This is a genomic window from Halomonas sp. THAF5a (assembly GCF_009363755.1).
Taxonomy (GTDB): Bacteria; Pseudomonadota; Gammaproteobacteria; order Pseudomonadales; family Halomonadaceae; genus Halomonas.
The window spans coordinates 367611-394001 of sequence record NZ_CP045417.1 but is presented as its reverse complement, the minus strand read 5'-3'; the positions used below and the strand labels follow the sequence as shown (position 1 = coordinate 394001).

Below are 26391 nucleotides of genomic sequence, written 5' to 3'. Positions count from 1 at the left end.
CAGGGGCGTCAGCTGACCCCCATGTAGCGCCCCGGCTTGTGGTTCAGGGCGATGATCAGGTTGAGCGCCACGGCGCCCAGCACCGAGAGCCCGACCCTCTCCAGGGGCAGCATCGCCAGCGCGATCAGCATGATCGCCCCGTCGATGCCCAGCTGCACGTAGCCGGCCCGCCAGCCGTAGCGGTCCTGCAGGTAGAGCGAGAGGATGTTGATGCCGCCGAGGCTGGTGCGGTGGCGAAACAGCACCAGCATGCCGATGCCGATCAGGCTGCCGCCCATCAGGGCGGCGTAGAGCGGCTGCAGCTGCTCGAAGCGCACCCAGCCGGCGGTGAGTTCCGAGAACGTCGAGACCAGGGCGATGGCCACGAAGGTGCGCAGGGTGAAGCTCCAGCCCATGCGCCGGATCGCCAGCCAGTAGAACGGCAGGTTGATCAGGAAGAAGCCGACCCCGAAGCGCCAGCCGGTGGCGTACTGCAGCAGGAAGGCGAGGCCCGCGGTGCTGCCGGTGAGCAGCATCGCCTGGGTGTAGAAGCTCACGCCGAGGGCGACGAAGAGCGTGCCGACCAGCATCGCCATCACGTCCTCGTGGAGGCGGTGGCGGTCGGTGGGCAGGTCCTGGGGGTCCATGGCGTCTCCTCAGCGCGGCTCGGCGTGCTCGATCATCAGCTGCAAGCTCTCGCGCCCCCGCCAGCGGTTGCGGTTGAGCTTGAAGGCGCAGTGCAGGGTCGCGCCGACGCCGAAGGCCGGCACCTCGCCCGGGGTCAGTGCCCGGAACCAGATCGCCTTGAGGCTCGCGGCGCCGGTCGAGAGCTCGAGCATCAGGTGGCTGCCGTCGGCGCCCACCGGGCGCAGCGCCTCGACCAGGAAGCTGCCCTCGAAGAGCGGGGCATCGAACTCGCGGCCGTAGGGGGCGAGGCGTTCGAGCTCGTCCAGGGTGGCGAGGTCGAGCTGGTCGGGGGCGAGCTCGCCGTCGGTGAGGATGCGCGGGCGCAGCTCGGCCTCGCCCAGCTGCTCGCCGACGGCGGTGAGGAAGGCCTCGCGGAAGGCGTCCAGCCTCTCGGCCGTCACCCCTACCCCGGCGGCGCCGCGGTGGCCCCCGAAGCGCGGCAGGGCCTCGGGGGCGAGCTCGAAGGTGCGCTGCAGCGCCTCGCGCAGGTGCAGCCCCTCGATGGAGCGCCCGGAGCCGGTCAGCATGCCGGGTGCCGCCGCCGGGGTCAGCACCAGGGCCGGCCGGCCGTAGGCCTGCACCAGCCGGGAGGCGACGATCCCCTGCACCCCGGGATGCCCCTGTTCCAGGTAGACCACGACGGCGGGCGCATCGGCGGTCAGCGCCGGCAGCGCCAGCGCCTTGGCCTGCTGGGCCATCTCCGCCTCGATCGCCTTGCGGGACTGGTTGTCCTGGTCGAGGGTCTCGAGGTGGCGATGGGCCACCGCCTCGTCGGCGGCGAGCATGAAGTGCAGCGCCGCATAGGGGTCGTCGAGCCGCGAGCGGGCGTTGATCCGCGGCCCCATCTGGAAGGCCAGGGTCTCGGCGTCGAAGGGCACGCTGTCGGCCCCCAGCCGCGCCGCCATGGCGCGCCAGCAGGCGGCCTCCATGCGGTTGATCAGGGTCAGGCCGTGGTGGACGACGGCGCGGTTGGCCGCACTGCCCCCCAGCGACACGCAGTCGGCCACGGTGCCCAGCGCCACGTAGGAGAGCCAGGGCGAGAGCTTCGGCGTGGCGTCCGCCAGCACGCCCCACTCGACCAGCACCCGGCGGGCCAGCGACATGACGAGCCAGGCCACCATGCAGCCGGCGATGGTCGGGTCCGGGTAGTCGCAGTCCTCGCGGGTCGGGTTCACGGTGGCGTAGGCCGAGGCCGGCGGCCCCTCCAGCGGCAGGGCGTGGTGGTCGCTGACCACCACGTCGACGCCGGCGGCCTTGAGCCGGGCGATGCGCGGCTCATCACTGCTGCCGCAGTCGGCGGTGATCACCAGGCTCGGCCGCGGCGAGAGCGAAAGCGTGCGCTCCACCAGCGGCAGGCTGATGCCGTAGCCGTCGTGGATGCGGTGGCCGATCAGGCTGTGCAGCTTCGCCTCGGGTACTCCGAAGAGCTCCACCAGGGTGCGCCGGATCACCACGTGGGAGGTGATGCCGTCGACGTCGTAGTCGGTGAGGATGCCGATATGCTCGCCGTCGACCACCGCCTGGGCGATGCGCTCGGCGGCGCGGCGGCCATCGGCGAGCCGCTCGGGGTGCGCCAGATGGCGCAGGCTCGGCGATACCAGCGGGGCGAGCTCCCCCGCGTAGCCGTGGAGGCGCCCGGCCAGCACCCGGGCCTGCAGCTCGGTGAGCCCCTCCGCGCGGGCACGGGCGTAGAGCGCCTCGTCCCGGGGGCGCGGCTCGATGCGCGGCTGGAGGCGATCATGCAGGTCGATGGGGTCGGTCACGGCGTCCACACCAGGCTCCTCAGGTTCAAGTCTGTGTCCGCTAGGCAGAAAGGCCCCGGGCCGAGCGAGGGGGCACCATGAGAGGGGCCGAAGGGTGAGCGATGCCAGCAATCACCGCTCGGGGCTGATCCAGCGATCGGCCCGTTCGGGGCGCTGTGAACCCATCCCTGGGCGCTACCGATGCCATCCCTGGCATAGGACCCCCTCCGGGCCTATCCCTGGCGCCCCTCGCTACTTTTCGCTTCCGACTTCCAGCGTTAGCGACGATTCTCGGCCACGAACGCCTGCACGGCGGAGAGCTCCGCGGGCAGCACGGTGTAGCGCTCCTCGCGCTCCAGCAGGTCATCCATGTGCGGCGGCAGCGGCACGCCCGGGAAGCCCGCCTTGACCACCGCCTCGGCGAACTTGGCCGGATGGGCCGTGGCCAGGGTGATCATCGGGGTCGTCGCGTCGGCGCGGGCCCGCTCGGCCGCCCGGTAGCCGGTGGCGGTGTGCGGGTCGAGGATCTCCTGGGTGCGATGGTGCGCCTCGCGGATCACCTCGAGGATGGTGGCGTCATCGACGCTGTGGCTGGCGAAGCTCTCGCGAAGCGTGGCCAGCGGCGCCTCGGCCAGGGCCGTGGGCTCGTGCTGGAAGCGCTCGAGCAGGGCCTTCACCGCGGCCCCGTCGCGGCCGTAGGCCTCGAACAGGAGCCGCTCGAAGTTGGACGACACCACGATGTCCATGGAGGGCGCCAGGGTAGCCTTGAGCGCCTGCTTGGAGAAGTCGTTGTCGCACAGCGTGCGGTGCAGGATGTCGTTGGCGTTGGTGGCGATGACGAACTGCGCCACCGGCAGCCCCATGCGCTTGGCGATGTAGCCGGCGAAGACGTTGCCGAAGTTCGCCGAGGGCACGCAGAAGCTGACCTCGCGGTGCGGGGCACCCAGCGCCACGGCGGAGGCCACGTAGTAGACCACCTGGGCCATGATGCGCGCCCAGTTAATGGAGTTCACCGCGACCAGCCGGGTGCCCTCCAGGAAGCCCTGGTCGGCGAAGCTCGCCTTGACCATCGCCTGGGCGTCGTCGAAGTTGCCCTCGATGGCGACGTTGAAGACGTTGTCGGCCAGCACCGTGGTCATCTGGCGGCGCTGCACCTCCGAGACCCGGTTGTGCGGGTGGAGGATGAAGATGTCGAGGTTGTCGCAGTGGCGGCAACCCTCGATGGCCGCGGAGCCGGTGTCGCCGGAGGTGGCGCCCATGATCACCGCGCGCTCGCCGCGCTTCTTCAGGAAGTGATCGAGGATGCGGCCGAGCAGCTGCAGCGCCACGTCCTTGAAGGCGAGCGTCGGGCCGTGGAACAGCTCGAGCAGGAAGTGGTTGGCGTCGAGCTGGTTCAGCGGCACCACGGCGTCGTGGCTGAAGGTCGCGTAGGCGTCGCGGACCAGCTCACGGAAGGTGTCGTCGTCGATCTCGCCGTTGACGTAGGGCCGCATCACCCGGAAGGCGATCTCGGCATAGGAGAGCCCGGCCATGGCGGCCAGCTCGTCATGGCCGAGGGTGGGGATCGTCTCGGGGACGTAGAGCCCGCCGTCGCTGGCCATGCCGGTGAGCACGACCTCCTCGAAGGAGAGCGCGGGCGCCTGCCCGCGAGTGCTGATGTAGCGCATGCCTTACTCCTGCTCGTCCAGCGACTCGACGCGGATCCGCGTCAGCGGGCCAGCGATGTCGGCCAGCGACTCGATCTGGCGGATCGCCTCGTTCATCTGCTTCTCGCGGGTGCGGTGGGTCAGCAGGATGATCGGCACCAGCTCGCCCTCGGTGGCCTCCTTCTGGATCAGCGCCTCGATGGAGATGCCCTGCTCGGAGAGGATGGTCGCCACCCGGGCCAGCACGCCGGGGCGGTCCACCGCCAGCAGCCGCAGGTAGTAGGCGGTGGTGATCTCCTCCATGGGCATGATCGGCAGCTGGCTGACGTCCTCGTCGATGCCGCTGAAGGCCAGGTAGGGCACGCGGTAGTGGTGGTCGGTGGCGATGTCGCGGGCCACGTCCAGCAGGTCGGCCACCACCGCGGAGGCGGTGGGCTCGGCGCCGGCGCCGGCGCCGTAGTAGAGGGTCGGGCCCACGGCGTCGCCCATCACGGCGATGGCGTTCTTGACGCCGTGCACGTTGGCCAGCAGCCGGTCCTTGGGGATCAGGGTCGGATGCACGCGCAGCTCGAGCCCGGCCTCGGTGCGCTTGGAGAGCCCCAGGTGCTTGATGATGTAGCCGAGGTTGTCGGCCTGCTCGACGTCCTCGGCGGTCACCCGGGAGATGCCCTCGGTGTAGGCCTTCTCGAACTGCAGCGGCACGCCATAGGCGATGGAGGCGAGGATGGTCAGCTTGTGGGCGGCGTCGATGCCCTCGACGTCGAAGGTCGGGTCGGATTCGGCATAGCCCAGCGCCTGGGCCTCGGCCAGCACGTCCTCGAAGGCGCGGCCTTCGTCCCGCATGTGGGTGAGGATGTAGTTGCCGGTGCCGTTGATGATGCCGGCGACCCACTCGATGCGGTTGGCGCCGAGGCCCTCGCGCAGCGACTTGATCACCGGGATGCCACCGGCCACGGCGGCCTCGAAGGCGACGATCACGCCCTTCTCGTGGGCGGCCTTGAAGATCTCGTTGCCGTGCACCGCGATCAGCGCCTTGTTGGCGGTGACCACGTGCTTGCCGTGCTCGATGGCGGTCAGCACCAGTTCGCGGGCCACGTCGTAGCCGCCGATCAGCTCGACCAGCACGTCGACCTCGGGATTGGTGGCCACCTCGAAGACGTCGGAGGTGGTGCGGATGCCGGTGGTGTCACACTCGGGATTGAGGCTCCTGAAGGCGACCTGCTCGATGACGATCGGGCGCCCCGCCCGCCGGGCGATGTCGTCGGCGTTGCGTGTCAGCACGTTGAAGGTTCCGCCACCGACGGTCCCCAGGCCACAGATTCCCACTCTCACCGGTTTCAATGTCTTTCCCCTTGTTCTGGCGTGTGTCTCAGCGTGTAGGGGGCCCAAGCGGGCCCCTCGTGCCGACGCTCGTCGGCGTCGGTCAGTCCTCGATCATCCTTCGCTCAGGCCGAGCATGGCGGCCAGGCGCTCCGCCGGCACATAGCCGGGCACCAGGCGGCCGTCGGGCAGCACGATCGCCGGCGTGCCCTGCACGCCGAGCTGCATGCCCAGATGATACTGCTCCTCGACCGGATTGTCGCAGTCCGCGGCGCCCGTCAGCGTGTCTTCTCGCTTGGCCGCCGACAGCGCCTCGGTCGGATTGTCGGCGCACCACACCTGCTGCAGCTCCCGCCCGCCCGGTGAGCCCAGGCCGCTGCGCGGGAAGGCCAGGTAGTGCACCTCGATGCCCATCTCGTTGAGCCGCGGCACCTCCTCGTGGAGCTGGCGGCAGTAGGGGCAGGTGGTATCGGTGAAGACCACGAGCTCGGCGCGTGTCTCGCCGGTGCCGCGGTAGATCACCCGCTCGCTCTCCGGCACCTCGGCGAGACGCGCGCTGCGCTCGGCGTTGCGGCCCTGCTCGGTGAGGTTGACCAGGCCGTGCTCGGCGTTCTCGTAGAGGTCGCCGACCAGGAAGTGGCTGCCCTCGGCGTTGCTGTAGAAGGTCTCGCCGCTCGAAAGCGTGACCTGATAGAAGCCCTCCAGCGGCGTCTCGCGCACGCGCTCCACCGGCATGGCCTGGCCGTTGACCGACAGGGTCTCGGCCAGTTGCCGGGCCGGGTCGGCCTGGGCGACGGGCAGCAGGGCCAGGGATGCCGCCAGCAGCCCCCCGCCGACGGTAAGGGTCGATAATCTCATGGTTCAGCCTCGAGGATGGTGGTGGGCATGCAGGTCTTCGAGTCGCACCTGCGCCACATGGGTATAGATCTGCGTGGTCGAGAGGTCGCTGTGACCGAGCAGCAGCTGTACGACACGCAGATTGGCCCCATGATTCAACAGATGGGTGGCGAAGGCGTGGCGCAGGGTGTGCGGCGAGAGCGGCCGGTCGATGCCGGCGACCCGGGCATGGGCCTTGATCCGGTACCAGAAGGCCTGGCGGGTCAGGCAGCGGTCGTCGCGCCCGGGAAACAGCGCCGGCCGGGTGATGTCGGCCATCAGCGCGCCGCGGGAACCGCGCAGGTAGCGCTCGAGCCAGCTCACGGCCTCCTCGCCCAGCGGCACCAGGCGATCCTTGTCGCCCTTGCCGCGCACGCGGACCACGCCCTGGCGCAGGTTGACCGCATCGGTGGTCAGCCCCACGAGCTCGGTGACCCGCAGGCCGGCGCCGTAGAGCACCTCAAGCATGGCCCGGTCGCGCACGCCGAGCGCGGTGGCGAGGTCCGGCGCGGCGAGCAGGCGCTCCACCTCGTCCTCCTCCAGGGTATCGGGGAGCGACGGCCTCACCCGGGGCAGGCGCACGTCGACCAGCGGGTCGTGATCGACCAGCCCCTCGCCAAGGGCCCAGCGGTAGAAGCGCCGCAGACTCGACAGCAGCCTGGCGTTGCTGCGCAGGCTATAGCCCGCCTCGCGGCGCTCGTCGAGCCAGGTCGGCAGCGCCCCCCCGGCGGGCGACAGCAGTGCCTCGCCGGCCTCGGCCAGGCGCGCCTGCCAGCGGGTCAGGTCGTGACGATAGGCGCTCAGCGTGTTGTCGCTGGCGCCCTGCTCCAGCCACAGGCCATCGAGGAAGGCGTCGATCAGCGCTGCGGCCTGCGTGGTGCTTCCCATAAGACTCCCGAGCGGGCCCAGTCAGAACGAAACCCCGCCCCGCGGCAGCGGTGACGGGGTTTCGACCGTGGGGACGGGGCTCGAGGCCCCGACGCCACACGCGGGCAGAGGCGCTCGCCTCAGGCCAGCTTTTCCTTGATGCGGGCAGACTTGCCGCTGCGCTCGCGGAGGTAGTACAGCTTGGCCTGGTGGACGTCACCGCGACGCTTGACCTGGATGGAGTCGACCAGCGGGCTGTAGGTCTGGAAGGTACGCTCGACGCCGACACCGTGGGAGATCTTGCGTACGGTGAAGGCGGAGTTCAGGCCGCGGTTACGCTTGCCGATGACCACGCCTTCGAAGGCCTGGAGACGCTCGCGGGAACCTTCCTTGACCTTGACCTGGACGACCACGGTGTCGCCGGGGGCGAAGGCCGGGACTTCCTTGCTCATCTGCTCGCTCTCGAGCGCCTGGATCACCTTGTTCTTGCTGCTCATGACAATAACTCCTCAATAGACTTCGTGACTCGCCGGATGCGGTTCGTCGCCGGCGTGTCGTGATCCCGGCGCTCGAGCGGGCTCGAGAGCGCGGGAGTGCTGTTGGTGACACAGGTCCGCCGTCCTCGGACGCGTCCTGCACCTCCGCCCTGCTCGCTCGACCGGCCTATGGCTCGGCCTGCCGAGTGGACAGCGCGTAGTCCTCGATGAACTCCTCGAGCAGCACGCGCTGCTCGTCGTTCAACGTCCTGCTTTCCAGCAGGTCGGGACGCCTGAGCCAGGTCCGCCCCAGGGACTGCTTCAGCCGCCAGCGCCGGATGGCGCCATGGTGGCCACTGAGCAGGACCTCCGGCACTCGCCGCCCCTCGACGTCCTCGGGGCGGGTGTAGTGCGGGCAGTCCAGCAGCCCGTCGTTGAAGGAGTCCTCGACCGCGGAATCCTGATGGCCCAGCACTCCGGGCACCAGCCTTGCCGCGGCATCGATCAGCACCATGGCCGGCAGCTCGCCGCCGCTGAGCACATAGTCGCCGATCGACCACTCCTCATCGATGTCGGCTTCCACCACCCGCTCATCGATGCCCTCGTAGCGCCCGGCCACCACCACCAGGGGCGGACCCGAGGCCAGTTCCTGAGCGCCCCGCTGATCCAGCCGTCGCCCCTGGGGGGAGAGGTAGATCACCTTGGCACGCTGGCCGGTGGCGGCCTCGGCGCGCGCCCGGGAGGCGTGGATCGCCGAGCGCAGGGTGTCGACCTTCATCAGCATCCCCGGGCCGCCGCCGTAGGGGCGGTCGTCCACGGTGCGATGCCGGTCGGTGGCGTAGTCCCGGGGGTTCCAGAACTCGAGCGCGATACGCCCCTTCTCCACGGCCCTGCCCGTGACGCCGTGGCGAGTGATCGCCTCGAACATCTCGGGAAACAGCGACACCACGCCGATCCACATGGCCGGTGCCGGGACCGCGTCGGAACTCAAAATTCCGGGTCCCAGTCGACGGTCATCACGCCCGCCTCGAGGTCGACGTCCAGCACGACGTCGCCGGGCAGGAAGGGCAGCAGGCGCTCGCGCGCCTCGATACGCTCGTCGACGTCCCCCTTCACGACCATGACGTCGTTGGCGCCGGTCTCGAAGAGGTGATCGATGCGTCCCAGCGCGACGCCCTCGCGGGTCACCACGGCGAGCCCCTCGAGCTGATACCAGTAGTAGTCGTCGGCATCGAGCTCGGGCAATTCGGCCTTGGGCAGCAGGATCTCGGCACCCGCCAGGGCCTCGGCCGCCTCGCGGCCGTCGATGCCCTCGAGCCGCGCCACCAGGCCCTTGCCGTGGCGACGCCCCTGAAGCAGGCGCGCACGCGTCAGGCGACCGCCCTGGCGCAGCACCCAGGCCTCGTAGTCGAGGATGCCGTCCATGGGGCTGGTGTACGAATACACCTTGAGCCAGCCCTTGACGCCGTAGGGGCTGGTCAGCTTGCCCAGCACCACGTGATCGTCGGCCGGCTGCGCTTGCGCATGTTCGCTCATCGACGACCCCTGGACCGTTGCTGCCGCCGCATCAGGCTCAGGCCTGCTTGCGGGCTTCCTTGACCAGCTCGGCGACGCGGTCGGAGAGCTGGGCACCCTGGCTCTGCCAGTGGGTGACGCGCTCCAGGTCGACGCGCAGGCGCTCTTCCTGGCCACGGGCGACGGGGTTGAAGAAGCCCAGGCGCTCGATGAAGCGACCGTCACGGGACTTGCGAGAATCGGTCACGGTGAGGTGGTAGAAGGGACGCTTCTTGGCGCCACCACGTGCCAGACGAATGGTAACCATGCGTTGATTATCCTTCGGTTGAAGTTACGGATATTTCGGCCGAGGTGCCGGTGCCCGGCAGGCCTCGACGATCTGCTCCGGGAAGCGGGCCGACGGCCCGGCTTCGGGTCATTCGGTCACGACGATGACCGCGTCGTTCGCGGTCCTGCCTGTGAAGACGCGACATTCTACGGAAAAGCGCTCGACTTGGAAACCTTTTTGCGCTCGACGCCCCGCCATGCGCCGGCTCAGCGCCAGGGCAGCCCGCCGGGACCACCCATGCCGCCCATGCTGCCGGGGCCTCCCGGGCCACCGCCGCCCATCATGCCGGACATGCCGCGCATCATCTTCTGCATGCCGCCCTTCTTGCCGGCCTTCTTCATCATCTTCTGCATCTGCTTGTGCTGCTTGAGCAGGCGATTGAGGTCCGGCACCTGCAGGCCGGCACCGGCGGCGATGCGGCGCTTGCGCGAGCCGTTGATGATGTCGGGGTTGCGGCGCTCCTTGGGCGTCATCGAGTTGATCAGCGCCTCGAGCTTGCCCATCTCCTTCTCGGGCCCCGGCCCCTGGGCCATCTCGGCCATCTGCCCCATGCCCGGCAGCTTGCCCATCAGGCCGCCCATGCCGCCCATCTTCTTGATCTGCTGGAGCTGGTCGCGGAAGTCCTCGAGGTCGAACCCCTGGCCCTTCTTGACCTTCTTGGCGAGCTGGTCGGCCTTCTTCTTGTCGACGGTACGCTCCGCCTCCTCGATCAGCGACAGCACGTCGCCCATGCCGAGGATCCGCGAGGCCACCCGGTCCGGATGGAAGGGCTCGAGGGCATCGACCTTCTCACCCACGCCCATGAACTTGATCGGCTTGCCGGTGACGTGGCGTACCGAGAGCGCCGCGCCGCCGCGGGCATCGCCGTCGGCCTTGGTGAGGATCACCCCGGTCAGCGGCAGCGCCTCGTGGAAGGCCTTGGCGGTGTTGGCGGCATCCTGGCCGGTCATGGCGTCGACGACGAACAGCGTCTCGTCCGGCGAGACGGCGTTCTCGAGGGCCTGGATCTCGGCCATCATCGCCTCGTCGACGGCCAGGCGACCGGCGGTATCGACCAGCACCACGTCGTGGAACTGGATCTTGGCGTGCTTGATCGCCGCCTCGGCGATGGCCACCGGCTGCTGGTCGCTGCGCGACGGGAAGAAGTCGACCTCGACCTCGCGGGCCAGGGTCTCGAGCTGGTCGATGGCCGCCGGACGGTAGACGTCGGCGGAGACCACCAGCACCTTCTTCTTCTCGCGCTCGCGCAGGTAGCGCGCCAGCTTGGCCACTGAGGTGGTCTTGCCCGCGCCCTGCAGGCCGGCCATCAGCACCACGGCCGGCGCCCCCTTGAGGGTCAGGCCCTCGTTGGCCTCGCCCATGATCGCCTCGAGCTCCTGCTGGACGATCTTGACGAACTGCTGGCCCGGGGAAAGGCTCTGGGAGACCTCCTGACCCACCGCGCGCTCGCGCACCCGGTCGATGAAGGCCTTGACCACCGGCAGGGCGACATCCGCCTCGAGCAGCGCTCGACGCACCTCGCGCAGGGTGTCCTTGACGTTGTCCTCGGTCAGGCGCGCCTGACCCTTGATGGACTTGAGCGTCTGGGACAGACGCTCGCTGAGATTCTGGAACATGGGGCCTCTCCAATCACGATGGCCGGGGAAACCGCTCCGGCACCGGCCGGGGCTCCCTGCAATGGTCGAAAATTATACGCGCCCTGGCCGGCAGTCTCCATGCATGACCAGGATTCGCTGCCGCCGCGAGCCCCCACCTTGCTGTGCGCCGCCCCCGGGATTCGGTATAGTGGCGGCACCACTTCATATGCTCAGGCGCTGGCGCAGGCGCACGGACAGCGATCGATGCAGCCGCTATCACTTGCCCTCATGGCCTTCCTCTTCTATCTGGGAGCCGCCTCCTGGCAGGGTCTCGCCCTGGCCCGGCGGGTTCCGCCGCGCGACCTCCTGGTGCGCGCCCTGGCCCTGTTCGGCCTGCTCTGCCACCTGCCGCTGGCCGCCACCCTGCTGGCCCCGGGCGACTCCCTGCTGCCGGGCCTCTCCACCAGCGCCGTGCTGGCCGGGGCGCTGGCCGTGCTGGTGCTGCTGCTGGTCAGCCTCTTCAAGCCGGTGCTCAACATCGCCACCGGGCTGCTGCCCCTGGCCGGGCTGAGCCTGCTGGCGGCGGTGGGGCTGCCGAGCCCCGAGCGCGCCAGCGGCATGACGCCGGGCATCGCCCTGCACGCCCTGAGCAGCGCCCTGGCCTTCGCCCTGCTGGCGATCGCCGCGATCCAGGCGGTGCTGCTGGGCATCCAGAACCAGGCGCTGCGCCATCACCACATCCGTGGCGTGGTCCAGTCGCTGCCGCCGCTCACCACCATGGAGCGCATCCTCTTCGAGCTGATCTGGGCCGGCATGCTCCTGCTGACCCTGTCGATCGTCAGCGGCTTCCTGTTCGTCGACGACATGTTCGCCCAGCACCTGGCCCACAAGTCGCTCCTGTCGCTGGCCGCCTGGGTGATCTTCGCCACCCTGCTGCTGGGCCACCACCGGCTGGGCTGGCGTGGGATGCGCGCGGTGCGCTGGACCCTCGGCGGCTGCCTGGTCCTGCTGCTGGCCTACTTCGGCAGCAAGTTCGTGCTGGAGATCGTGCTCGACCGCGGCTGAGGCCGCCCCCGCCTTGACACCCGCCGGCCGAGTCCCTACAACTCGAGCCTGATACGCCTTTGAGGATCCTTCGACATTGAGTGACGACTTCCCGCTGGGACTGCTGTTCGGCCTGCTGTTCCTGCTCGTCTGCCTGTCCGCCTTCTTCTCCAGTTCCGAGACCGGGATGATGTCGATCAACCGCTACCGCCTGAGCCATCAGGCGAGCAGCGGCGAGACGCGCGCCCAGCGGGTGATGCGCCTGCTCGCGCGGCCGGACCGGCTGATCGGCGTGATCCTGATCGGCAACAACTTCGTCAACAACCTGGCGGCCTCCATCGCCACCATCATCGCCATCCACTTCTTCGGCGAGGTCACCGGCCCCGCCGTGGCCACGGCGCTTCTGACCATCACCATCCTGATCTTCGCCGAGGTCACGCCCAAGACCTTTGCTGCGATCAAGCCCGAACGCATCGCCTACCCCGCCTCGCTGGCCCTGGAGCCGCTGCTCAAGCTGCTCTACCCGCTGGTGTGGCTGGTCAACGCCATCTCCAACGGCCTGCTGCGGCTGCTCGGCGTGAAGAGCATCGACGGCGGCGCCGACCACCTGACGCGCGATGAGCTACGCACCGTGGTGCACGAGGCCGGCACCCTGATTCCGCGCCGCCACCAGTCGATGCTGCTGTCGATCCTGGACCTGGAGAACGTCACCGTGAACGACATCATGGTGCCGCGCCACGAGGTGGTGGGTCTCGACCTGGACGACGACCTGGAGGACATCCTGGCCCAGATCCGCACCAGCCAGCACACCCGGGTGCCGGTCTACAAGGGCGACATCAACAACATCATCGGCATGCTCCACCTGCGCAACGCGGCGCGCTTCCTCTCCCGCGGCGACGTGACCAAGGCGGCCATCGTCCAGGAGGCACGGGAGCCCTACTTCATTCCCGAGTCCACCCCGCTGCACACCCAGCTGCTCAACTTCCAGAAGCAGAAGCGACGCATCGGCATCGTGGTCGACGAGTACGGTGACGTGGAGGGGCTGGTGACCCTGGAGGACATCCTCGAGGAGATCGTCGGCGAGTTCACCACCGACGTGGCGGGCCTGGACCAGGAGATCCACCCCCAGGAGGACGGCAGCCACCTGATCGACGGCACCGCCAACATCCGCGACATCAACAAGGCGCTGGGCTGGCAGCTGCCGACGGACGGCCCCAAGACCCTCAACGGGGTGATCCTCGAGCACCTGGAGTCCTTCCCCGACGGCCCGGTCTGCCTGCAGATCGGCCAGGTGCGCATGGAGATCCTCGAGGTGCGCGACAACCTGATAACCGCGGCCCGCTGCTGGCTGCCGGTGCGCCGCCCCGCCCGGGTCGCCTAGCCCTTCGGCCAGCCCCTCGAACGCCCCGCGTCACCCGATGCCGCCGCCTGGTCGCGGCGCGCGTCGGGCACGGCCCAGCCATCCGCCTCGGCCTTGAGGGCGCGCACCCGCTCGGCGACGCGCTGCCGAGTCGCCTCGGCCGGCGAGATGGCCTCGCCGAAGTAGAGCGCCACCCGGGCGCGGCAGCGCCGCGGCGGCCGGGTCAGCGCCCTGCCGCCATGATGCGAGGTCCAGGAGCCCCAGAGACCGGCGAGCCCGGCGGGGATCACCGGCACCGCATCGCGGGTCAGGATCAGCTCGAGGCCACGGCGAAAGGGCTGGATCTCGCCGTTCGTCGTCAAGCGTCCCTCGGGAAACACCATCACCACCTCGCCCTGGCGCAGCGCGCGGCTGACCTCGTCCAGCGCCTGGCGCACGCTGCCCGGGTCGCGCCGATCGGCCTCCACGGGAATGGCGCCCACCCGGCGGAACAGCCAGTTGAGCCAGGGCGAATCGTAGATCGGCTTGTCCATCAAGAAGCGCAGCGGCCGGGGGCTGGCCACGCCCACCACCAGGGCGTCCATGAAACTGACGTGGTTGCAGACGACGAGGGCCGGGCCGCTCGCGGGAATGTGCCCACGGCCGCGAAAGCGCAGCCGATAGGCCAGGTGGAGCAGCAGGGCGAGCAGACGCCGCAGCACGGGCCGGGGAGCGCTGGCCAGGCGCCAGCCGCCCGCCGCCATCACCAGCCCCGTCGCCCCCCACAGCAGCGGGGACATCACGACGCGTCCGGCGCGCGCTTGAGGCCGGCCAGGATCGTCGCGAGCAGCTGGTCGAGCAGCTCGCCCACCTCCAGCGGCTCGCCCTGCCAGTGCCCGAGGCGCTCGTTGAGCCCCAGCTGGACCAGGCCGTGCACGCTGCCCCAGAGCGTGCGGCTCAGCCGCCAGGCCTCGAGGTCGTCCAGCGACGGCTGGTACTCCTTGAGCGTCGCCTCCACGCGCAGGAAAAGCCCCTCGATCATCTCGTTCTGGCGCTGGTCGAGCTCGCCCTCCTGGGCCAGGGGGTAGTCGAAGAGCAGCTGCCAGCGGTGGGGATCCTGGCGAGCGAACTGCCAGTAGGCGCGCGCCAGGGCCTTGAGGCGCCGCTCGGGCCGCTCGTCGGCGAGCAGCGGCTCGATCACCTCGCGCAGCCGCGCCAGGCTCTCGACGTTGACGTGCTGCAGCAGGTTGCCGAAGCTGCCGTAGAGCTTGAGCAGCGTGCTGGGCGCGCAGCCGACCTCGCGCGCGAGGGAGCGCAGCGAAAGCGTGTGGACCGGATGCTGCCTGAGCCAGGCGTCGCAGGCTTCCATGACCTGGGCATGGAGCGCGTCGGGGGCGTGCTGTCGGGGACGAGCCATCGGAATCCTCGCGGCAGGGTGGCGCGCAGCGCGCGTCGGACGACAAGGATACCCTCATCGAACACTGTTTTCGATAGCTTATCCTCGCCCGCCGAGGATGCAAAGCGCGGGCAGGATGGCGCCGCGTTCGCGGCTTTTCTCCACCGATGGACTTGGTTACCCTAACGCTCCATCCACTCGGAGTCCCCATGGCCGGCCGACTGCACATCGCCCCGCTCGACCTCGAGCGCCTGCTGCCCGACCTGGTCATCGAGAGCGCCCCGATCACCGGCCCCAACCTGGCGCCGCGCCGCCCGCTGTCGATGATTCGCCGGGAGGCCGGCCGGCCGCGCCTGGCGACGGCCTTCTGGGGGCTGACGCCCCCCTGGCTCAAGGTGCTCGATCATGCGCCCCACTGCGCCCGGGCCGAGGCCCTGCAGACGCGCCCGATGTTTCGCGAGGCCTTCGCCGCCCGGCGCTGTCTGGTACCGGCGAGCGGCGTCTATGCCTGGAAGCCCCAGCCGCGCTTCAAGCAGCCCTACCTGGTGACCCGCGCCGATCGCGGCCCGCTGCTGCTGGCCGGGATCTGGTGTCGCTTCCACACCAGTCTCAGCGAGCACCACGACTCCCTGGCGCTGATCACTGTGCCGACCAACGCCCTGCTGGCCCCGATCACCGACCGCCTGCCGGCGGTGATCGCGCCCGGGCAGGCCGCGCGCTGGCTCGATCCGCAGACCTCGCCGGAGGAGGCCCAGGCCCTGCTCGACCCCGCCCCGGAGGAACTTCTGGGCGCCTTCGCGGTATCAAGGAAGGTCAACGACCCCGCCTGCCAGGAGTCGAGCTGCGCCCATCCCATCGGCCCCATGCTGCGCCATCCCGTCTCACAGGAGCGATGATGAATCACGCCTCGCCTGACACTTGCCGCCGGCCGCGCCGCCTGCTCGCCGGGCTGGCCGTTGCCGCGGCCCTGCTGACGGCCCTGACCGCCCGCGCCGACGCCGTTCATGCCACCGTCTCGCCCAAGGTCAGCCCCCATGATGACCGCCACTACCGCGCCCTGACCCTCGACAACGGGCTGAGCGTGCTGCTGGTCAGCGACCCGGAGGCCGACAAGGCCGCCGCCTCCCTGAACGTGGACGTGGGCAGCGCCCAGGATCCCGAGGACCTCGCGGGCCTGGCCCACTACCTCGAGCACATGCTGTTCCTCGGTACCGACGCCTACCCCGCACCGGACGCCTACCAGGGCTACCTGAGTCGCCATGGCGGCAGCCATAACGCCTTCACCGCGCCTCACGACACCAACTACTTCTTCGACATCGAGCCCGGCGCCCTGGCCGGCGCCCTGGACCGCTTCAGCCGCTTCTTCGTGTCACCGCTGTTCAATCCAGAACGCCTGGAGAGCGAGCGCAACGTGGTGCACTCCGAGTACCAGGCGCGGCTGCGCGACGACGGACGGCGCGCCCAGGACGTGCTCGACCAGCTGCTCAACCCGGCCCACCCCACCACCGGCTTCTCGGTGGGCAGCCGGGAGACCCTCGGCGACCGGCCGGGGGGTGAGCCGAGCCTGCGCGAGCGGGTGATCGACTTCTACGAGGCGCACTACGGCGCCAACGTCATGCACCTGGCCGTGGTCGCCCCCCAGCCCCTTGACGAGCTCGAGGGCCTGGTCACCGAGCGCTTCGCCGACGTGCCGGACCGCGGCCTCGCTCGGCCGACCATCGAGGCCCCGCTGGTCGAGGCGCAGCAGCTGCCGCGCGCCGTTCGGCTCCAGTCGATCCGCGACAGCCAGCGGGTCAGCTTCCTCTTCCCGGTCCCCGACCCCGAGACCGCCTATCGTCAAAAGCCGGCCGACTACCTGGCCCACCTGCTCGGCCATGAGGGCGAGGGCAGCCTGCTCGCGGTGCTGCGCGAGGCGGGCTGGGCGGATGGCCTCTCCGCCGGGGTGACCCGCGGCGACGGCCGCCATGCGCTGTTCGCCGTGGACATCAGCCTGACCCCGGAGGGCGCCGAACACCTCGAGCGCGTCCAGGCGAGCCTGTTCGCCGCCATCGAGCGCATCCGCGAGGGCGGCCTCGAGGCATGGCGCTACGAGGAGCAGGCGCGCCTGGCCGACCAGCAGTTCCGCTTCCAGCAGCACGGCGCGCCCCAGGGGGATGCCATGCGGCTAGCCATGAACCTCTCCCGCTATCCGCTGGAGGACGTCAACGTCGCGCCCTACCGCCACGACGGCTTCGACCGCGAGCTGATCGCGCAGTGGCTCGACGGCCTGCGCCCCGATCGCCTGCTGCGCCTCTACAGTGGGCCCGAGGTCGAGGGCGGGCGCGTCTCGCCCTGGTTCGACACCCCCTGGCGCGAGGTCGCCATGGAGGAGGCGGGCGAGCCGCTGCCCGGCATCGCCCTCCCCGAGCCCAACCCCTACATCGCCGCGGACCTGACCCTGATCGAGGCCCAGGACGAGGCTCCGAGCCTGGCCATAGACGAGACGGGCTTCGACTTCTGGCACATGGCGGACGCCACCTTCGACACCCCCCGGGTCGAGTGGCGCATCAGCCTCCAGCACCCCGCCGCCGGCCGCGAGGCCCGCGAGGCCGCACTCTCCCGGCTGCTCGCCGGCTGGCTCGTCGACAGCCTGAACGAGACCCTCTACCCGGCGCGCCTGGCCGGTCACCACTTCGATGCCTATGCCCACGCCCGCGGCATCACCCTGTCGTTCTCCGGCTGGCGGGACCGCCAGGACCGCCTGCTCGAGCGGGTCATCCACCAGCTCGAGGAGGCCGAGATCGACGCGACGACCTTCGAGCGGGTGCGCTACCGCCTCCAGCGCGAGTGGCGCAACGCGCCCAAGGATGCGCTCTATCGCCAGGCCCACCGCACCCTCTCCGAGGCGCTGGTGCGCCCGCAGTGGCCCAGCGAGTCGCTGCTGGCGGCGATCGACGGCCTCGACGTCGCCGACCTGCGCGACTTCCGCCGCCGCTTCCTCGCCGACCTGCACGTCGAGGCGATGGCGGTGGGCAACCTGGGCCGTGAGCTCGCCCGCCGCGAGGCGCACAAGGTGGCCGAGGCGCTCGACCCGCGACTGCCTTCCGAGGCGATTCCCGACCTCACCCCGCTGCAGGCCGACGACCTCCCCGACCTCACCCCGGCCACCATCCGGGAGGACTCGCTGGTGCTGCGCTACCTGCAGGGGCCGGATCGCTCGCTGCAGAACCAGGCGCGCATGGCGGTGCTGGGCCAGCTGCTGGAGACCCCGTTCTACCAGCGCCTGCGCACCGAGCAGCAGCTCGGCTACGTGGTCAACGCCGGCTACTCCCCCCTGCTCGACGCCCCCGGCATCAGCCTGCTGGTGCAGTCCCCCGACACCGACAGCGAGGCGATCCAGGCGCATATCGACGCCTTCCTGGCGGACTTCGCCGGGCGGCTCGAGACGCTCGACGACGAGGCCCTGGCCCCCTATCGGCAGGCGGTCCACGACGCGCTGCTGCAGCGCGACACCAGCCTCGCCGGGCGCACCAATCGCCTGTGGCGCGCGCTGGCAAACGACGACACCGGCTTCGACCGCCACCGGCGCCTCGCCGAGCGGGTCCTGGCGGTGACCGCCGACGAGCTGCGCGCGGCCTGGCCGTCACTCAGCGCCAGCGCCGTCGCCCGGGTCAGCTTCGACCCGGGTGACGAGCCCAGCGACGTGCTGGCCCTGAGCCGGCACCTGGCGCCGCTGCCGGAGGAGGACGGCTGACACGGGGCCAGCCTCGGCAGGCCCCACAGGCGACGGCGCCCGGCCAGATGGCCGGGCGCCGTCGTTGGCGGGCGTGACAGAAGGGCGTCGTCAGCCGAAGGCCTGGGGCGGCATCATCGCCTCGACGTGCATCACCAGCTCCTCGAGGACCTGGCGGTCGCGGTCGGCGAGGGGCTCGCCGTTGAGCCGCTCGATCTCCCGGGCGAAGTCCTTGAGCGTCAGGCCGGCCACGGCCGCGTCGTTGATGCGCTCCCAGCGGAAGGCCTCCCAGCGCGCCAGCTCCTCGCTCTCCAGGGTGTCGGGGTAGCTGCGGGCCCGGTAGCGGAACAGCATCTCCTCGAGGCGCGGGTCCTGGAAGGCGAAGCGCGCCCCGACCAGGTCCCAGGGATCGGTCTCGCGCACCCGCTGCATCTGCTGGCGGTCCGCCGGCGAGAAGAAGCCGCCGGCGTAGAGCATCAGGTCGGGATCGTGGGGCGGCTCGGGATGGGGCGCGGCGAACACCTCGGCGACCCGCGCCGCCACCTCGGGACGGGCGGCGAGCCGCTTCCAGTGCTCGCGGCAGGCGGGCAGGTCGAGCCCCAGGCGCTCGACGATCTCGCCGTACTCGCCCTGGCGGGGCCCCGAGGCGTCCTTGAGCGCGCTGGCCGGGAAGAGCACCGGGCACTTGTTGATATGGATGACCTTGAGCGGGATCCGCTCGGTGCCCTCGGCGAGGTCGTCGTTGCTGACGAAGACCCGCTCGCGGATCTGCTCGGGCGTGAGCTCCAGCAACGGGGCCGGGTCCATGGACAGGTCGAAGACGATCACCCCGTTGGGGTTGGTGGGGTGCTCGGCCAGCGGCATCACCAGGGCGCTGCAGCCGCGGCTGGCCGGATAGCGGCGCGAGATGTGCAGCACCGGCTTGCGGCCGGGCAGGTCCAGCTGCCGGGAGACGGCACGCTTGCCGCGCAGGCCCAGCAGGTAGTCGAACAGTCGGGCGTTGCGCTCGCGCAACAGCTTCGCCAGGGCGATGGTGGCGCGAACGTCCGCCAGGGCATCGTGGGCCCCGACGTGGGCGATGCCGTTGGCGGCGGTCAGGTCCTCGAGCCGGAAGCTCGGCGCGCCGTCATCGCGGGTCGGCCACTCGATGCCCTCGGGGCGCAGGGCGTGGAAGGCGCGCACCACGTCGATCAGGTCCCAGCGCGAGTTGCCGTTCTGCCACTCCCGGGCGTAGGGGTCGAGCAGGTTGCGATAGAAGAGGTGGCGACTCACCTCGTCATCGAACCGCAGGCTGTTGTAGCCCAGCGCGCAGGTGCCCGGCTCGCTCATGGCCGCCTCGATGCGGCCGGCGAACTCGGCCTCCGGCAGGCCGCGGCGCCGCGCCTGCTGCGGCGTGATGCCGGTGATCAGGCAGGCCTGGGGATGGGGCAGGAAGTCGTCGGCGGGCTTGCAGAAGAGCTCGATCGGCTCGCCGATCTCGTTGAACTCGGCGTCGGTGCGGATGGCCGCGAACTGCGAGGGGCGATCGCGGCGAGGGTCGGCGCCGAAGGTCTCGTAGTCGTGCCACAGGAAGGTCTGCGGGGCGGCGGGCGACTGCGCCATGGGCGAGCTCTCCGAAGGCAGGGATTCAGCGGCCCAGCCTATCACAGCGCCGCGACCGGCTCAGCCGTCGGCCACGCGGCGCGGCCCCGGCGCCTCAGGCCCTGGGCAGGGTCACGTTGAGCTCCAGCACCGAGCAGTTGTCTTCGCTGTCGAGGGTGATGTTGACCGCGTCGTCGTCGATCTGCACGTAGCGTCGGATCACCTCCAACAGCTCCTTCTCCAGCAGCGGCATGTAGTCGGGCTGCCCGCGCTGGGTGCGCTGGTGGGCCACGATGATCTGCAGCCGCTCCTTGGCGACCGACGCGGACTTCTTGCGCTCTCGCTTGAGGAAATCGAGCAACTTCACCGGCGGGTTCCTCCAAACATGCGGCTCAACAGGCCCTTCTTCTGGTACTCGTGGAAGCGCAGCGGCACCTCCTCGCCGAGCAGCCGGGCCACGGTGTCGGCATAGGCCTGGCCGGCATCGCTGCTGTCGTCGTGGGTGACCGGCACCCCCTGGTTGGAGGCCCGCAGCACCGCCTCGGACTCGGGGATCAGGCCCACCAGGTCGATGGCCAGGATCTCGCGGATGTCGTCCAGGTTCAGCATGTCGCCCAGGTCGACCCGACTGGGGTTGTAGCGGGTGATCAGCAGGTGCTCCCGGATGGCGTCCTCGCCGCGCTCGGCGCGCCGCGTCTTGGACGCCAGCAGGCCGAGGATGCGATCGGAGTCGCGCACCGAGGAGACCTCGGGATTGGTGACCACGATCGCCTCGTCGGCGTAGTACATGGCGAGCTGGGCGCCACGCTCGATGCCTGCCGGGGAGTCGCAGATGATGAAGTCGAAGTCCTTGCCCAGGGTATCGAGCACCTTCTCGACGCCTTCCTGGGTCAGGGCATCCTTGTCGCGGGTCTGGGAGGCCGGGAGGATATGCAGGTTGTCGACCCGCTTGTCGCGAATCAGGGCCTGGTTGAGCCCCGCCTCGCCCTGGATCACGTTGACCAGGTCATAGACCACGCGGCGTTCGCACCCCATGATCAGGTCGAGGTTACGCAGCCCCACGTCGAAGTCGATGACCGCGGTCTTCTTGCCGCGCAGCGCCAGCCCGGTGGCGATGGCGGCCGCGCTGGTGGTCTTGCCGACCCCTCCCTTGCCGGAGGTCACAACGATGATCTTGGCCAAATGTCACATCCTGTCTTGTCATGAGGAAAAGGGACGCGGACGTGAGTCCGGGCGCCGCGCGCTGGCCGACATCAGTCCAGCGCCTTGATGCTCAGCTGACCGTCGAACAGCTGGACCTGGACGGTGGTATCCAGCAGGCGTGGGTCGATGTCCTCGAGGCGCTTGTAGTTGCCGGCCACCGAGAGCAGTTCGGCATGCAGCTCACGGCAGAAGATCCCGGCCTTGACGTCCCCGTGGATGCCGGCCAGGGCCCGCCCACGCAGGGCGCCGTAGACGTGCACGTTGCCGGCGGCGAGCACCTCGGCGCCGGCGTTGACCGCGCCGATCACCACCAGGTCGCCCTCCGGGGCGGTCACCTGCTGGCCGGAGCGTACCGTGCCACGGTAGATTCGCCCCCGGGCGACCGCGACCGGACGGGCCTCGTCTTCCCCCTCGGAGGCGGTATACGCCGGCGCCTCGGGGGCGACGTCGGCCGCCACCGCGTCATCCGCCGCCTCGACCTCGGCCACGCTCTCCAGGGCGCGCGGCCGCGAGGCCTCCTGGGGCGGGAACCAGCCCAGCCCCAGGGCCCAGGCCGACTGCTTGACGGGATCCGGCCCGCCGCGCACCGCCACGGGCAGCAGCTTATGGGCGCGGCACACGGCACAGATGCGCTCGAGCGCCAGGTGAGGCTCATCGAGCTTCTCGACGTTGAGCACCACCGGGGTATGCTGGAAGAAGGCCGGCGACTGGCTGAGCTTGCCCGCCAGCTGCTCGCGAATGCGCTCGGGGTCGGCACTGGTCAGTTCCATGACCGTCATCGGCAGCATCCCGCCTTTGAAGGTGAAGGCCATACGGTCCCTGTCCGCGTTGAGACTCATTGCCGAACTCCACGTCGGGTGATGGTCGGGGGTACCACTCAAAGCTAAGCGAGTGACTGCAACCCTGCAACCGATCATAAGGGCATCGGGGCGCCTTGTCAGTGTCTCCAGGCGGCCACACCTCACCACCGCCGACCTTTTCTGCCGCCACGCCACGTGCTTAGATACGAGAGACGCAAGTGCCGCCGCGCCGCTGCCGACCCCCACGACCATCCCGTGCCCCGCTCGGGCGCCCCTCCTCGTCAGGATGCCCTATGCCAGGACTCCTTCGCCGCCTGTTCGCCCCGCGCTGGAAGCACCCGGATCCCGAGGTGCGCCGCCAGGCCGTATCGCGCCTCGATCCGTCGAGCGACGACCAGCGTCGCACCCTCGAGCGGCTGGCCCTGGACCCCGACCCCGGCGTGCGCCTGGCCGCCCTGGAGGCCCTCGATGACCCCGAGGCCCTGCTGATGCTGAGCGAGCCGGCGGTCACGTCGCCCGAGCTTCGCCAGCGACTGGTCAGCCTGCTCGCCGGCCGCTGCGGGCATCACGACCTGCCGGCGCGCATCGCGCTGGTGGAGCGGCTCGAGGATCGCGCGCTGCTCAACGAGCTGGCCCTGCAGGGGGACAACCAGCAGCTGCGCCTGGCCGCCCTGGCCCGCCTCGACGCGGAGGAGGACCTGGTCCGCCAGGCCTGCGACAACGGCATCGCCGCCGTGCGGCATGCCGCGGCCGCCCGGGTCGAGAGCGAGGCGGGGCTCGCCCGGCTGGCGCGCGAGGCCCGGCGCGACCGCCAGGTGGCCCGCCAGGCCCGCGAGCGGCTCAACCGACGGCGCGCCGACGCCGCCTCCCTGGCGGCGGCCCGCGCCGAGCGCGAGGCGCTGCTGGAGACACTCGAGCGCCACGCCCAGGGCCCCTGGGAGCCGCTCTACGCCGGTCGCCTGCGCCACCTGATGCGCGAGTGGGCGAAGCTGCGCGACCTGGCGGATGCCCGCCAGGAGCGGCGCTACCAGGACGCCTGCCAGCGCTGCCGCAAGATTCTCGGCGACCACGAGGCCCAGGAGCATGCCCGCGACGCAGATCTCCGCCGCCGCGAGGACGCGAACCAGACCCGCGAATCCCTCGTCGAGGCCCTGGAGGAGAGCCTCGAGGGGCTGCACCAGGGCGAGCGGCTCACTGACCAGGACATCGCCAGCCTGCGCGCCCAGAAGCGCCTGATGGCCAGCCGCTGGCAGGCGCTCTCCGACCAGCACCTGGCCGACGAGGCGCTGCGCCGTCGTTATGACGCGGCCCTCGCCGAGTACGAACGGATCGTCCAGGCCCGGGTGCGCCTGGACGAGCGGGCCGAGGCCATCGAGCAGGCGCTGGCCGACGGCGACGACGAGCGCCTGGGCGCCCTGATCGACGCCTGCGGCTGGCCGGCGCGCCTGGCACCCACGCAACTGCTGGCCCGCGCCCGAGCGCGCCTGGCCCAGGACGACGACGAGCCCCAGGCGCAGCAGGCGCGCCTCGTCGAGGCGCTCGACCAGCTGGAGGCCCTGCTGGAGCGCGGCGCCTTCAAGGGCGCCAGCCGGCTCCATCAGCGCCTGCGCCAGCAGGCCGAGCGGCGGCCCGGGCTCCTGCCACCGACGGAGCAGGCGCGCCTCAAGCGCCTCGCGGCGCGCCTGGCCGAGCTGCGCGACTGGCGGGGCTTCGTCGCCGGCCCCAAGCGCGACCAGCTCAGCCAGGCCATCGAGGCGCTCGCCGAACAGAACGAGACGACCGAGGCCGAGCTCGACCGCCGCCATCGCCGGCTGGTCAAGGAGTGGAAGGCGCTGGGCGATGCCGCCGCCAACCGCGAGCTCTCCGCCCGCTTCCGCGCCGCCTCGGATCGCATCAAGGCGCGCCTGGCGCCCTGGCACGAGCGCCAGCAGGCCGAGCGCCAGCGCCACCTGGAGGCTCGCCAGGCCCTGTGCGAGCAGCTCGAGACGCTGCTAGAGCAGCCCGCCGACCGGGCCGACCCCGACGGGCTGCGCAGGATCCGCGACCGCGCCCGCGAGCAGTGGCGGCGCCTCGCCCCGGTGCCTCGCGAGCAGGCGGAACCGACCGGTCGGCGCTTCGGACGCATCCTCCACAAGCTCCAGGCGCTGATCGATCGGCGGGCGCGGGAGATCGCCGAGGCCAAGCGGGCCCTGATCGACGAGACGCGCGAACTGCTGGCACGCGACCTGCCTCCTGGCCAGCGGGCCGACCAGGCGAAAGCCCTGCAGCGGCGCTGGCGCGACCTGGGACGCGCGCCCAAGGGGGAGGAGCAGGCCCTGTGGCGGGAGTTTCGCGGTCTCTGCGACGAGATCTTCTCCAGCCGCGACGCCGCCCGCGACGACCGGGCCCACCGCCAGCGCGCCCGGCTGGATGCCATGCAGGCGCTGATCGACCGCATGGACGCCTGGCATCCCGCTCGGAGCCGCGAAGGCGACGTGCTGGACGAGGCCCTCCGCGAGGCCTCGGCGCTGGAGCCCCTGCCCTCCGGACGGCGCACCGAGGGCATGCGGCGACGCTGGAGTGGCATCGTGCGGGCGCGTCGGGAGCGCCTGGAGCGCCTGGCCCTGGCCGAGGAGGCTCACCGCTGGCAGGCCATGCGCCCCCTGCTCACGGCGCACCTCCAGGCGGATGCCCGCTGCCTGGCGGGCGGCCCCGCCGAGAAGGTCGACCCGCCCCGCGACCCCGCCCTGCCGGCGGAGCTGCGCCGCGCCCACGAGGCGCGCAACGCCGCCCGCCAGGCAGGCACCCCCGCCGACGCGGAGGAGAAGCTCGCCCGGCTGCGGGCCCACCTCTCCCTGCTGGCCGGCGGACGCGTCCAGCAGCGCGACGACCCGCTGCGACTGGCGATCCAGGTGGAGCGCCTCAACGAGAACATGGGGCAGACGGTCTCCCGCGCCGACGAGCTTCACCAGCTGCTCGGCGAGCTGCTCGCCAACGGCCCGATGCCCCCGCCTGCCTGGGAGCGCGAGGTCGGCGAGCTCGACCGGATGCTCGCGGTCCTCGCCGAGCGCCCGCCAACCTGAACCCACAGCGCCGCCCCAGACACGAGAACGCGAGGCCGAGGCCTCGCGTTCTGCGCTCTGCCGACGGGATCGCCGTCGGCGGGTCTCCTGTGGCGCCGTGGCGATCAGCCCATGAACTGGCCGCCGTTGATGTCGATGTTGGCGCCGGTGATGAAGCCCTGGTCCTTGTCGGCCAGGAAGGCAACCACGCGACCGATCTCCTCGGGGGTGCCGTAGCGCTTGACCGGGATGGTCTCGCGAATGGCCTCGCGCACCTTCTCGGGAATGTTCATGATCATGTCGGTGGCGATGTAGCCGGGCGACACGGTATTGACGGTGATGCCCTTGGTGGCGGTCTCCTGGGCCAGTGACATGGTCAGGCCGTGCATCCCTGCCTTAGCCGCCGCGTAGTTCACCTGGCCGAACTGCCCCTTGCGGCCGTTGATGGAGGAGATGTTGATGATCCGGCCGTAGCCCTCCTCCAGCATGTCCTCGATCACGCTGCGACAGGTGTTGAAGACGCTGTTGAGGTTGGTGTCGATCACCTCGCTCCACTGCTCCGGCGACATCTTCTTCATGGTGCCATCGCGGGTGATGCCGGCGCAGTTGACCAGCACGCTGACGGGGCCGTAGGCCTCGCGGATCTCCTTCACCCCGTCCACGCAGGACGCGTAGTCGGTGAGATCGATCCCGGACAGGGCGATGTTGTCATAGCCCTCTGCCTTCTGGGTCTCCAGCCAGGCCTTCGCCTTCTCCGGATTGTGATATCCCGCGACCACCATATAGCCCTGTGTGGCGAGCTCGCGGCAGATGGCACTGCCGATACCGCCGGTACCACCAGTGACCCAGGCGACGGGTGCTTGCTTTGTCATTGGCTATCTCCCTGATATGAATGACATCGACATGGGGTGGCCGGGCGGCCATCCCCAGCATGACCATGTTGACTTGTTGGACGGTCATTTTCGTGACGCCCCTCGAGTATGGACCAGGGAGCGGGCCTGGGACGAGCGTTCGCCATCGGTCCTTGACTAAAGGCGAACGCTGTGTAGAATATGCCCTACGTTGATGCGGGGTGGAGCAGTCTGGTAGCTCGTCGGGCTCATAACCCGAAGGTCATCGGTTCAAATCCGGTCCCCGCTACCATCTTCGAGAAGGCGTGTCGCCCCAGGGCGGTACGCCTTCTTTCGTTGTGCCCTCGCCTTCTCGCTCGTCCTTGCTGCAGATCAGGACCTCAACACGTGATCGCCACGGGCTGCGTTGAG

23 protein-coding genes and 1 tRNA gene are annotated in these 26391 nt (G+C 70.4%); 6 read left to right on the top strand and 18 right to left on the bottom strand.

Annotated elements, in window-relative coordinates; all coding sequences use genetic code 11:
• Window positions 1-8 precede the first annotated feature (8 nt).
• From FIU83_RS01760 to ffh, 11 genes are all read right to left on the bottom strand, one after another.
• Window positions 9-626, bottom strand: coding sequence for a YitT family protein (locus tag FIU83_RS01760; protein ID WP_152482477.1), 618 nt, complete (start codon window positions 624-626; stop codon window positions 9-11).
• Between the two features lie 9 nt (window positions 627-635).
• Complete coding sequence (locus FIU83_RS01755; protein ID WP_152485211.1) at window positions 636-2429, bottom strand: DHH family phosphoesterase; 1794 nt, start codon at window positions 2427-2429, stop codon at window positions 636-638.
• A 257-nt stretch (window positions 2430-2686) separates the two neighbouring features.
• Complete coding sequence (gene thrC / locus FIU83_RS01750; protein ID WP_152482476.1) at window positions 2687-4075, bottom strand: threonine synthase; 1389 nt, start codon at window positions 4073-4075, stop codon at window positions 2687-2689.
• A 3-nt stretch (window positions 4076-4078) separates the two neighbouring features.
• Window positions 4079-5395, bottom strand: a complete 1317-nt coding sequence (locus FIU83_RS01745) for a homoserine dehydrogenase (RefSeq protein ID WP_152482475.1) — start codon at window positions 5393-5395, stop codon at window positions 4079-4081.
• Between the two features lie 93 nt (window positions 5396-5488).
• Entirely contained in the window at window positions 5489-6232 is a 744-nt protein-coding gene (locus FIU83_RS01740; protein ID WP_152482474.1) for a DsbC family protein, read from the bottom strand.
• 3 nt (window positions 6233-6235) lie between these two features.
• The gene (gene xerD / locus FIU83_RS01735; protein WP_152482473.1) at window positions 6236-7138 is read right to left on the bottom strand and encodes a site-specific tyrosine recombinase XerD; all 903 of its coding nucleotides are present in this window, start codon (window positions 7136-7138) and stop codon (window positions 6236-6238) included.
• Between the two features lie 119 nt (window positions 7139-7257).
• Window positions 7258-7614 carry a 50S ribosomal protein L19 gene (gene rplS, locus FIU83_RS01730; RefSeq protein WP_152482472.1) on the bottom strand — a complete coding sequence of 119 codons (357 nt, stop codon included), beginning with the start codon at window positions 7612-7614 and terminating at the stop codon, window positions 7258-7260.
• Between the two features lie 166 nt (window positions 7615-7780).
• On the bottom strand, window positions 7781-8554 hold the full coding sequence (trmD, locus tag FIU83_RS01725) for a tRNA (guanosine(37)-N1)-methyltransferase TrmD (RefSeq protein ID WP_152485210.1): 774 nt from the start codon (window positions 8552-8554) through the stop codon (window positions 7781-7783).
• 26 nt (window positions 8555-8580) lie between these two features.
• Window positions 8581-9129, bottom strand: coding sequence for a ribosome maturation factor RimM (rimM, locus tag FIU83_RS01720; protein ID WP_152482471.1), 549 nt, complete (start codon window positions 9127-9129; stop codon window positions 8581-8583).
• 37 nt (window positions 9130-9166) lie between these two features.
• Window positions 9167-9415, bottom strand: a complete 249-nt coding sequence (gene rpsP, locus FIU83_RS01715; protein WP_152482470.1) for a 30S ribosomal protein S16 — start codon at window positions 9413-9415, stop codon at window positions 9167-9169.
• A gap of 227 nt (window positions 9416-9642) precedes the next feature.
• Window positions 9643-11052, bottom strand: a complete 1410-nt coding sequence (ffh, locus tag FIU83_RS01710; RefSeq protein WP_152482469.1) for a signal recognition particle protein — start codon at window positions 11050-11052, stop codon at window positions 9643-9645.
• A 225-nt stretch (window positions 11053-11277) separates the two neighbouring features.
• Here ffh and ccsA point away from each other — a divergent pair, with 225 nt between their 5' ends.
• Together ccsA and FIU83_RS01700 are read left to right on the top strand one after the other, a co-directional pair.
• Window positions 11278-12078, top strand: a complete 801-nt coding sequence (gene ccsA, locus FIU83_RS01705; RefSeq protein WP_152482468.1) for an inner membrane protein YpjD — start codon at window positions 11278-11280, stop codon at window positions 12076-12078.
• 76 nt (window positions 12079-12154) lie between these two features.
• Window positions 12155-13438 carry an HlyC/CorC family transporter gene (locus FIU83_RS01700; protein ID WP_152482467.1) on the top strand — a complete coding sequence of 428 codons (1284 nt, stop codon included), beginning with the start codon at window positions 12155-12157 and terminating at the stop codon, window positions 13436-13438.
• Here the strand turns inward: FIU83_RS01700 and FIU83_RS01695 are convergent.
• Both FIU83_RS01695 and FIU83_RS01690 read right to left on the bottom strand, forming a co-directional pair.
• Window positions 13435-14196 (bottom strand): 1-acyl-sn-glycerol-3-phosphate acyltransferase, encoded by a 762-nt coding sequence (locus tag FIU83_RS01695; RefSeq protein WP_152482466.1) that lies wholly within the window; start codon window positions 14194-14196, stop codon window positions 13435-13437. The two genes, FIU83_RS01700 and FIU83_RS01695, sit on opposite strands and share 4 nt — an antisense overlap.
• A complete protein-coding gene (locus tag FIU83_RS01690) occupies window positions 14196-14813 on the bottom strand; it encodes a TetR/AcrR family transcriptional regulator (RefSeq protein ID WP_152482465.1) in 618 nt (205 codons plus the stop codon). The genes FIU83_RS01695 and FIU83_RS01690 overlap by 1 nt, the downstream gene beginning before the upstream one ends.
• Before the next feature lie 188 nt (window positions 14814-15001).
• Here FIU83_RS01690 and FIU83_RS01685 point away from each other — a divergent pair, with 188 nt between their 5' ends.
• Both FIU83_RS01685 and FIU83_RS01680 read left to right on the top strand, forming a co-directional pair.
• On the top strand, window positions 15002-15688 hold the full coding sequence (locus FIU83_RS01685; protein ID WP_152482464.1) for an SOS response-associated peptidase: 687 nt from the start codon (window positions 15002-15004) through the stop codon (window positions 15686-15688).
• Entirely contained in the window at window positions 15688-18525 is a 2838-nt protein-coding gene (locus tag FIU83_RS01680; RefSeq protein WP_152482463.1) for an insulinase family protein, read from the top strand. Before FIU83_RS01685 ends, FIU83_RS01680 begins: the two co-directional genes overlap by 1 nt.
• A gap of 90 nt (window positions 18526-18615) precedes the next feature.
• On the opposite strand, the gene sbcB is transcribed toward FIU83_RS01680, so the two are convergent.
• The 4 genes from sbcB to minC all read right to left on the bottom strand — a co-directional run bounded on the left by sbcB (window position 18616) and on the right by minC (window position 22127).
• The gene (sbcB, locus tag FIU83_RS01675) at window positions 18616-20106 is read right to left on the bottom strand and encodes an exodeoxyribonuclease I (protein WP_152482462.1); all 1491 of its coding nucleotides are present in this window, start codon (window positions 20104-20106) and stop codon (window positions 18616-18618) included.
• A 94-nt stretch (window positions 20107-20200) separates the two neighbouring features.
• Window positions 20201-20452 carry a cell division topological specificity factor MinE gene (gene minE, locus FIU83_RS01670; protein WP_108447396.1) on the bottom strand — a complete coding sequence of 84 codons (252 nt, stop codon included), beginning with the start codon at window positions 20450-20452 and terminating at the stop codon, window positions 20201-20203.
• On the bottom strand, window positions 20449-21267 hold the full coding sequence (gene minD, locus FIU83_RS01665) for a septum site-determining protein MinD (protein WP_152482461.1): 819 nt from the start codon (window positions 21265-21267) through the stop codon (window positions 20449-20451). The genes minE and minD overlap by 4 nt, the downstream gene beginning before the upstream one ends.
• 71 nt (window positions 21268-21338) lie before the next feature.
• Window positions 21339-22127: a septum site-determining protein MinC gene (gene minC / locus FIU83_RS01660; RefSeq protein ID WP_152482460.1), complete on the bottom strand. Its 789-nt coding sequence runs from the start codon at window positions 22125-22127 to the stop codon at window positions 21339-21341.
• Between the two features lie 254 nt (window positions 22128-22381).
• Here minC and FIU83_RS01655 point away from each other — a divergent pair, with 254 nt between their 5' ends.
• Complete coding sequence (locus tag FIU83_RS01655) at window positions 22382-25150, top strand: DUF349 domain-containing protein (protein WP_152482459.1); 2769 nt, start codon at window positions 22382-22384, stop codon at window positions 25148-25150.
• 104 nt (window positions 25151-25254) lie between these two features.
• Here the strand turns inward: FIU83_RS01655 and phbB are convergent, their stop codons facing one another.
• On the bottom strand, window positions 25255-26001 hold the full coding sequence (gene phbB, locus FIU83_RS01650; RefSeq protein ID WP_152482458.1) for an acetoacetyl-CoA reductase: 747 nt from the start codon (window positions 25999-26001) through the stop codon (window positions 25255-25257).
• Window positions 26002-26195: 194 nt separating this feature from the next.
• Here phbB and FIU83_RS01645 point away from each other — a divergent pair.
• Window positions 26196-26272 (top strand) — tRNA-Met (locus FIU83_RS01645).
• Window positions 26273-26391 lie beyond the last annotated feature (119 nt).

Excerpts from the sequence above, each read along its gene's own strand:
- rimM (WP_152482471.1), bottom strand. The coding sequence starts at position 9,129 with ATGAGCGAACATGCGCAAGCGCAGCCGGCCGACGATCACGTGGTGCTG.
- rpsP (WP_152482470.1), bottom strand. The coding sequence starts at position 9,415 with ATGGTTACCATTCGTCTGGCACGTGGTGGCGCCAAGAAGCGTCCCTTC.
- phbB (WP_152482458.1), bottom strand. The coding sequence starts at position 26,001 with ATGACAAAGCAAGCACCCGTCGCCTGGGTCACTGGTGGTACCGGCGGT.
- FIU83_RS01680 (WP_152482463.1), top strand. The coding sequence starts at position 15,688 with ATGAATCACGCCTCGCCTGACACTTGCCGCCGGCCGCGCCGCCTGCTC.
- rplS (WP_152482472.1), bottom strand. The coding sequence starts at position 7,614 with ATGAGCAGCAAGAACAAGGTGATCCAGGCGCTCGAGAGCGAGCAGATG.
- FIU83_RS01740 (WP_152482474.1), bottom strand. The coding sequence starts at position 6,232 with ATGAGATTATCGACCCTTACCGTCGGCGGGGGGCTGCTGGCGGCATCC.
- trmD (WP_152485210.1), bottom strand. The coding sequence starts at position 8,554 with ATGTGGATCGGCGTGGTGTCGCTGTTTCCCGAGATGTTCGAGGCGATC.
- xerD (WP_152482473.1), bottom strand. The coding sequence starts at position 7,138 with ATGGGAAGCACCACGCAGGCCGCAGCGCTGATCGACGCCTTCCTCGAT.
- FIU83_RS01685 (WP_152482464.1), top strand. The coding sequence starts at position 15,002 with ATGGCCGGCCGACTGCACATCGCCCCGCTCGACCTCGAGCGCCTGCTG.
- thrC (WP_152482476.1), bottom strand. The coding sequence starts at position 4,075 with ATGCGCTACATCAGCACTCGCGGGCAGGCGCCCGCGCTCTCCTTCGAG.
- FIU83_RS01655 (WP_152482459.1), top strand. The coding sequence starts at position 22,382 with ATGCCAGGACTCCTTCGCCGCCTGTTCGCCCCGCGCTGGAAGCACCCG.
- ffh (WP_152482469.1), bottom strand. The coding sequence starts at position 11,052 with ATGTTCCAGAATCTCAGCGAGCGTCTGTCCCAGACGCTCAAGTCCATC.
- sbcB (WP_152482462.1), bottom strand. The coding sequence starts at position 20,106 with ATGGCGCAGTCGCCCGCCGCCCCGCAGACCTTCCTGTGGCACGACTAC.
- FIU83_RS01695 (WP_152482466.1), bottom strand. The coding sequence starts at position 14,196 with ATGTCCCCGCTGCTGTGGGGGGCGACGGGGCTGGTGATGGCGGCGGGC.
- minC (WP_152482460.1), bottom strand. The coding sequence starts at position 22,127 with ATGAGTCTCAACGCGGACAGGGACCGTATGGCCTTCACCTTCAAAGGC.
- ccsA (WP_152482468.1), top strand. The coding sequence starts at position 11,278 with ATGCAGCCGCTATCACTTGCCCTCATGGCCTTCCTCTTCTATCTGGGA.
- FIU83_RS01760 (WP_152482477.1), bottom strand. The coding sequence starts at position 626 with ATGGACCCCCAGGACCTGCCCACCGACCGCCACCGCCTCCACGAGGAC.
- FIU83_RS01690 (WP_152482465.1), bottom strand. The coding sequence starts at position 14,813 with ATGGCTCGTCCCCGACAGCACGCCCCCGACGCGCTCCATGCCCAGGTC.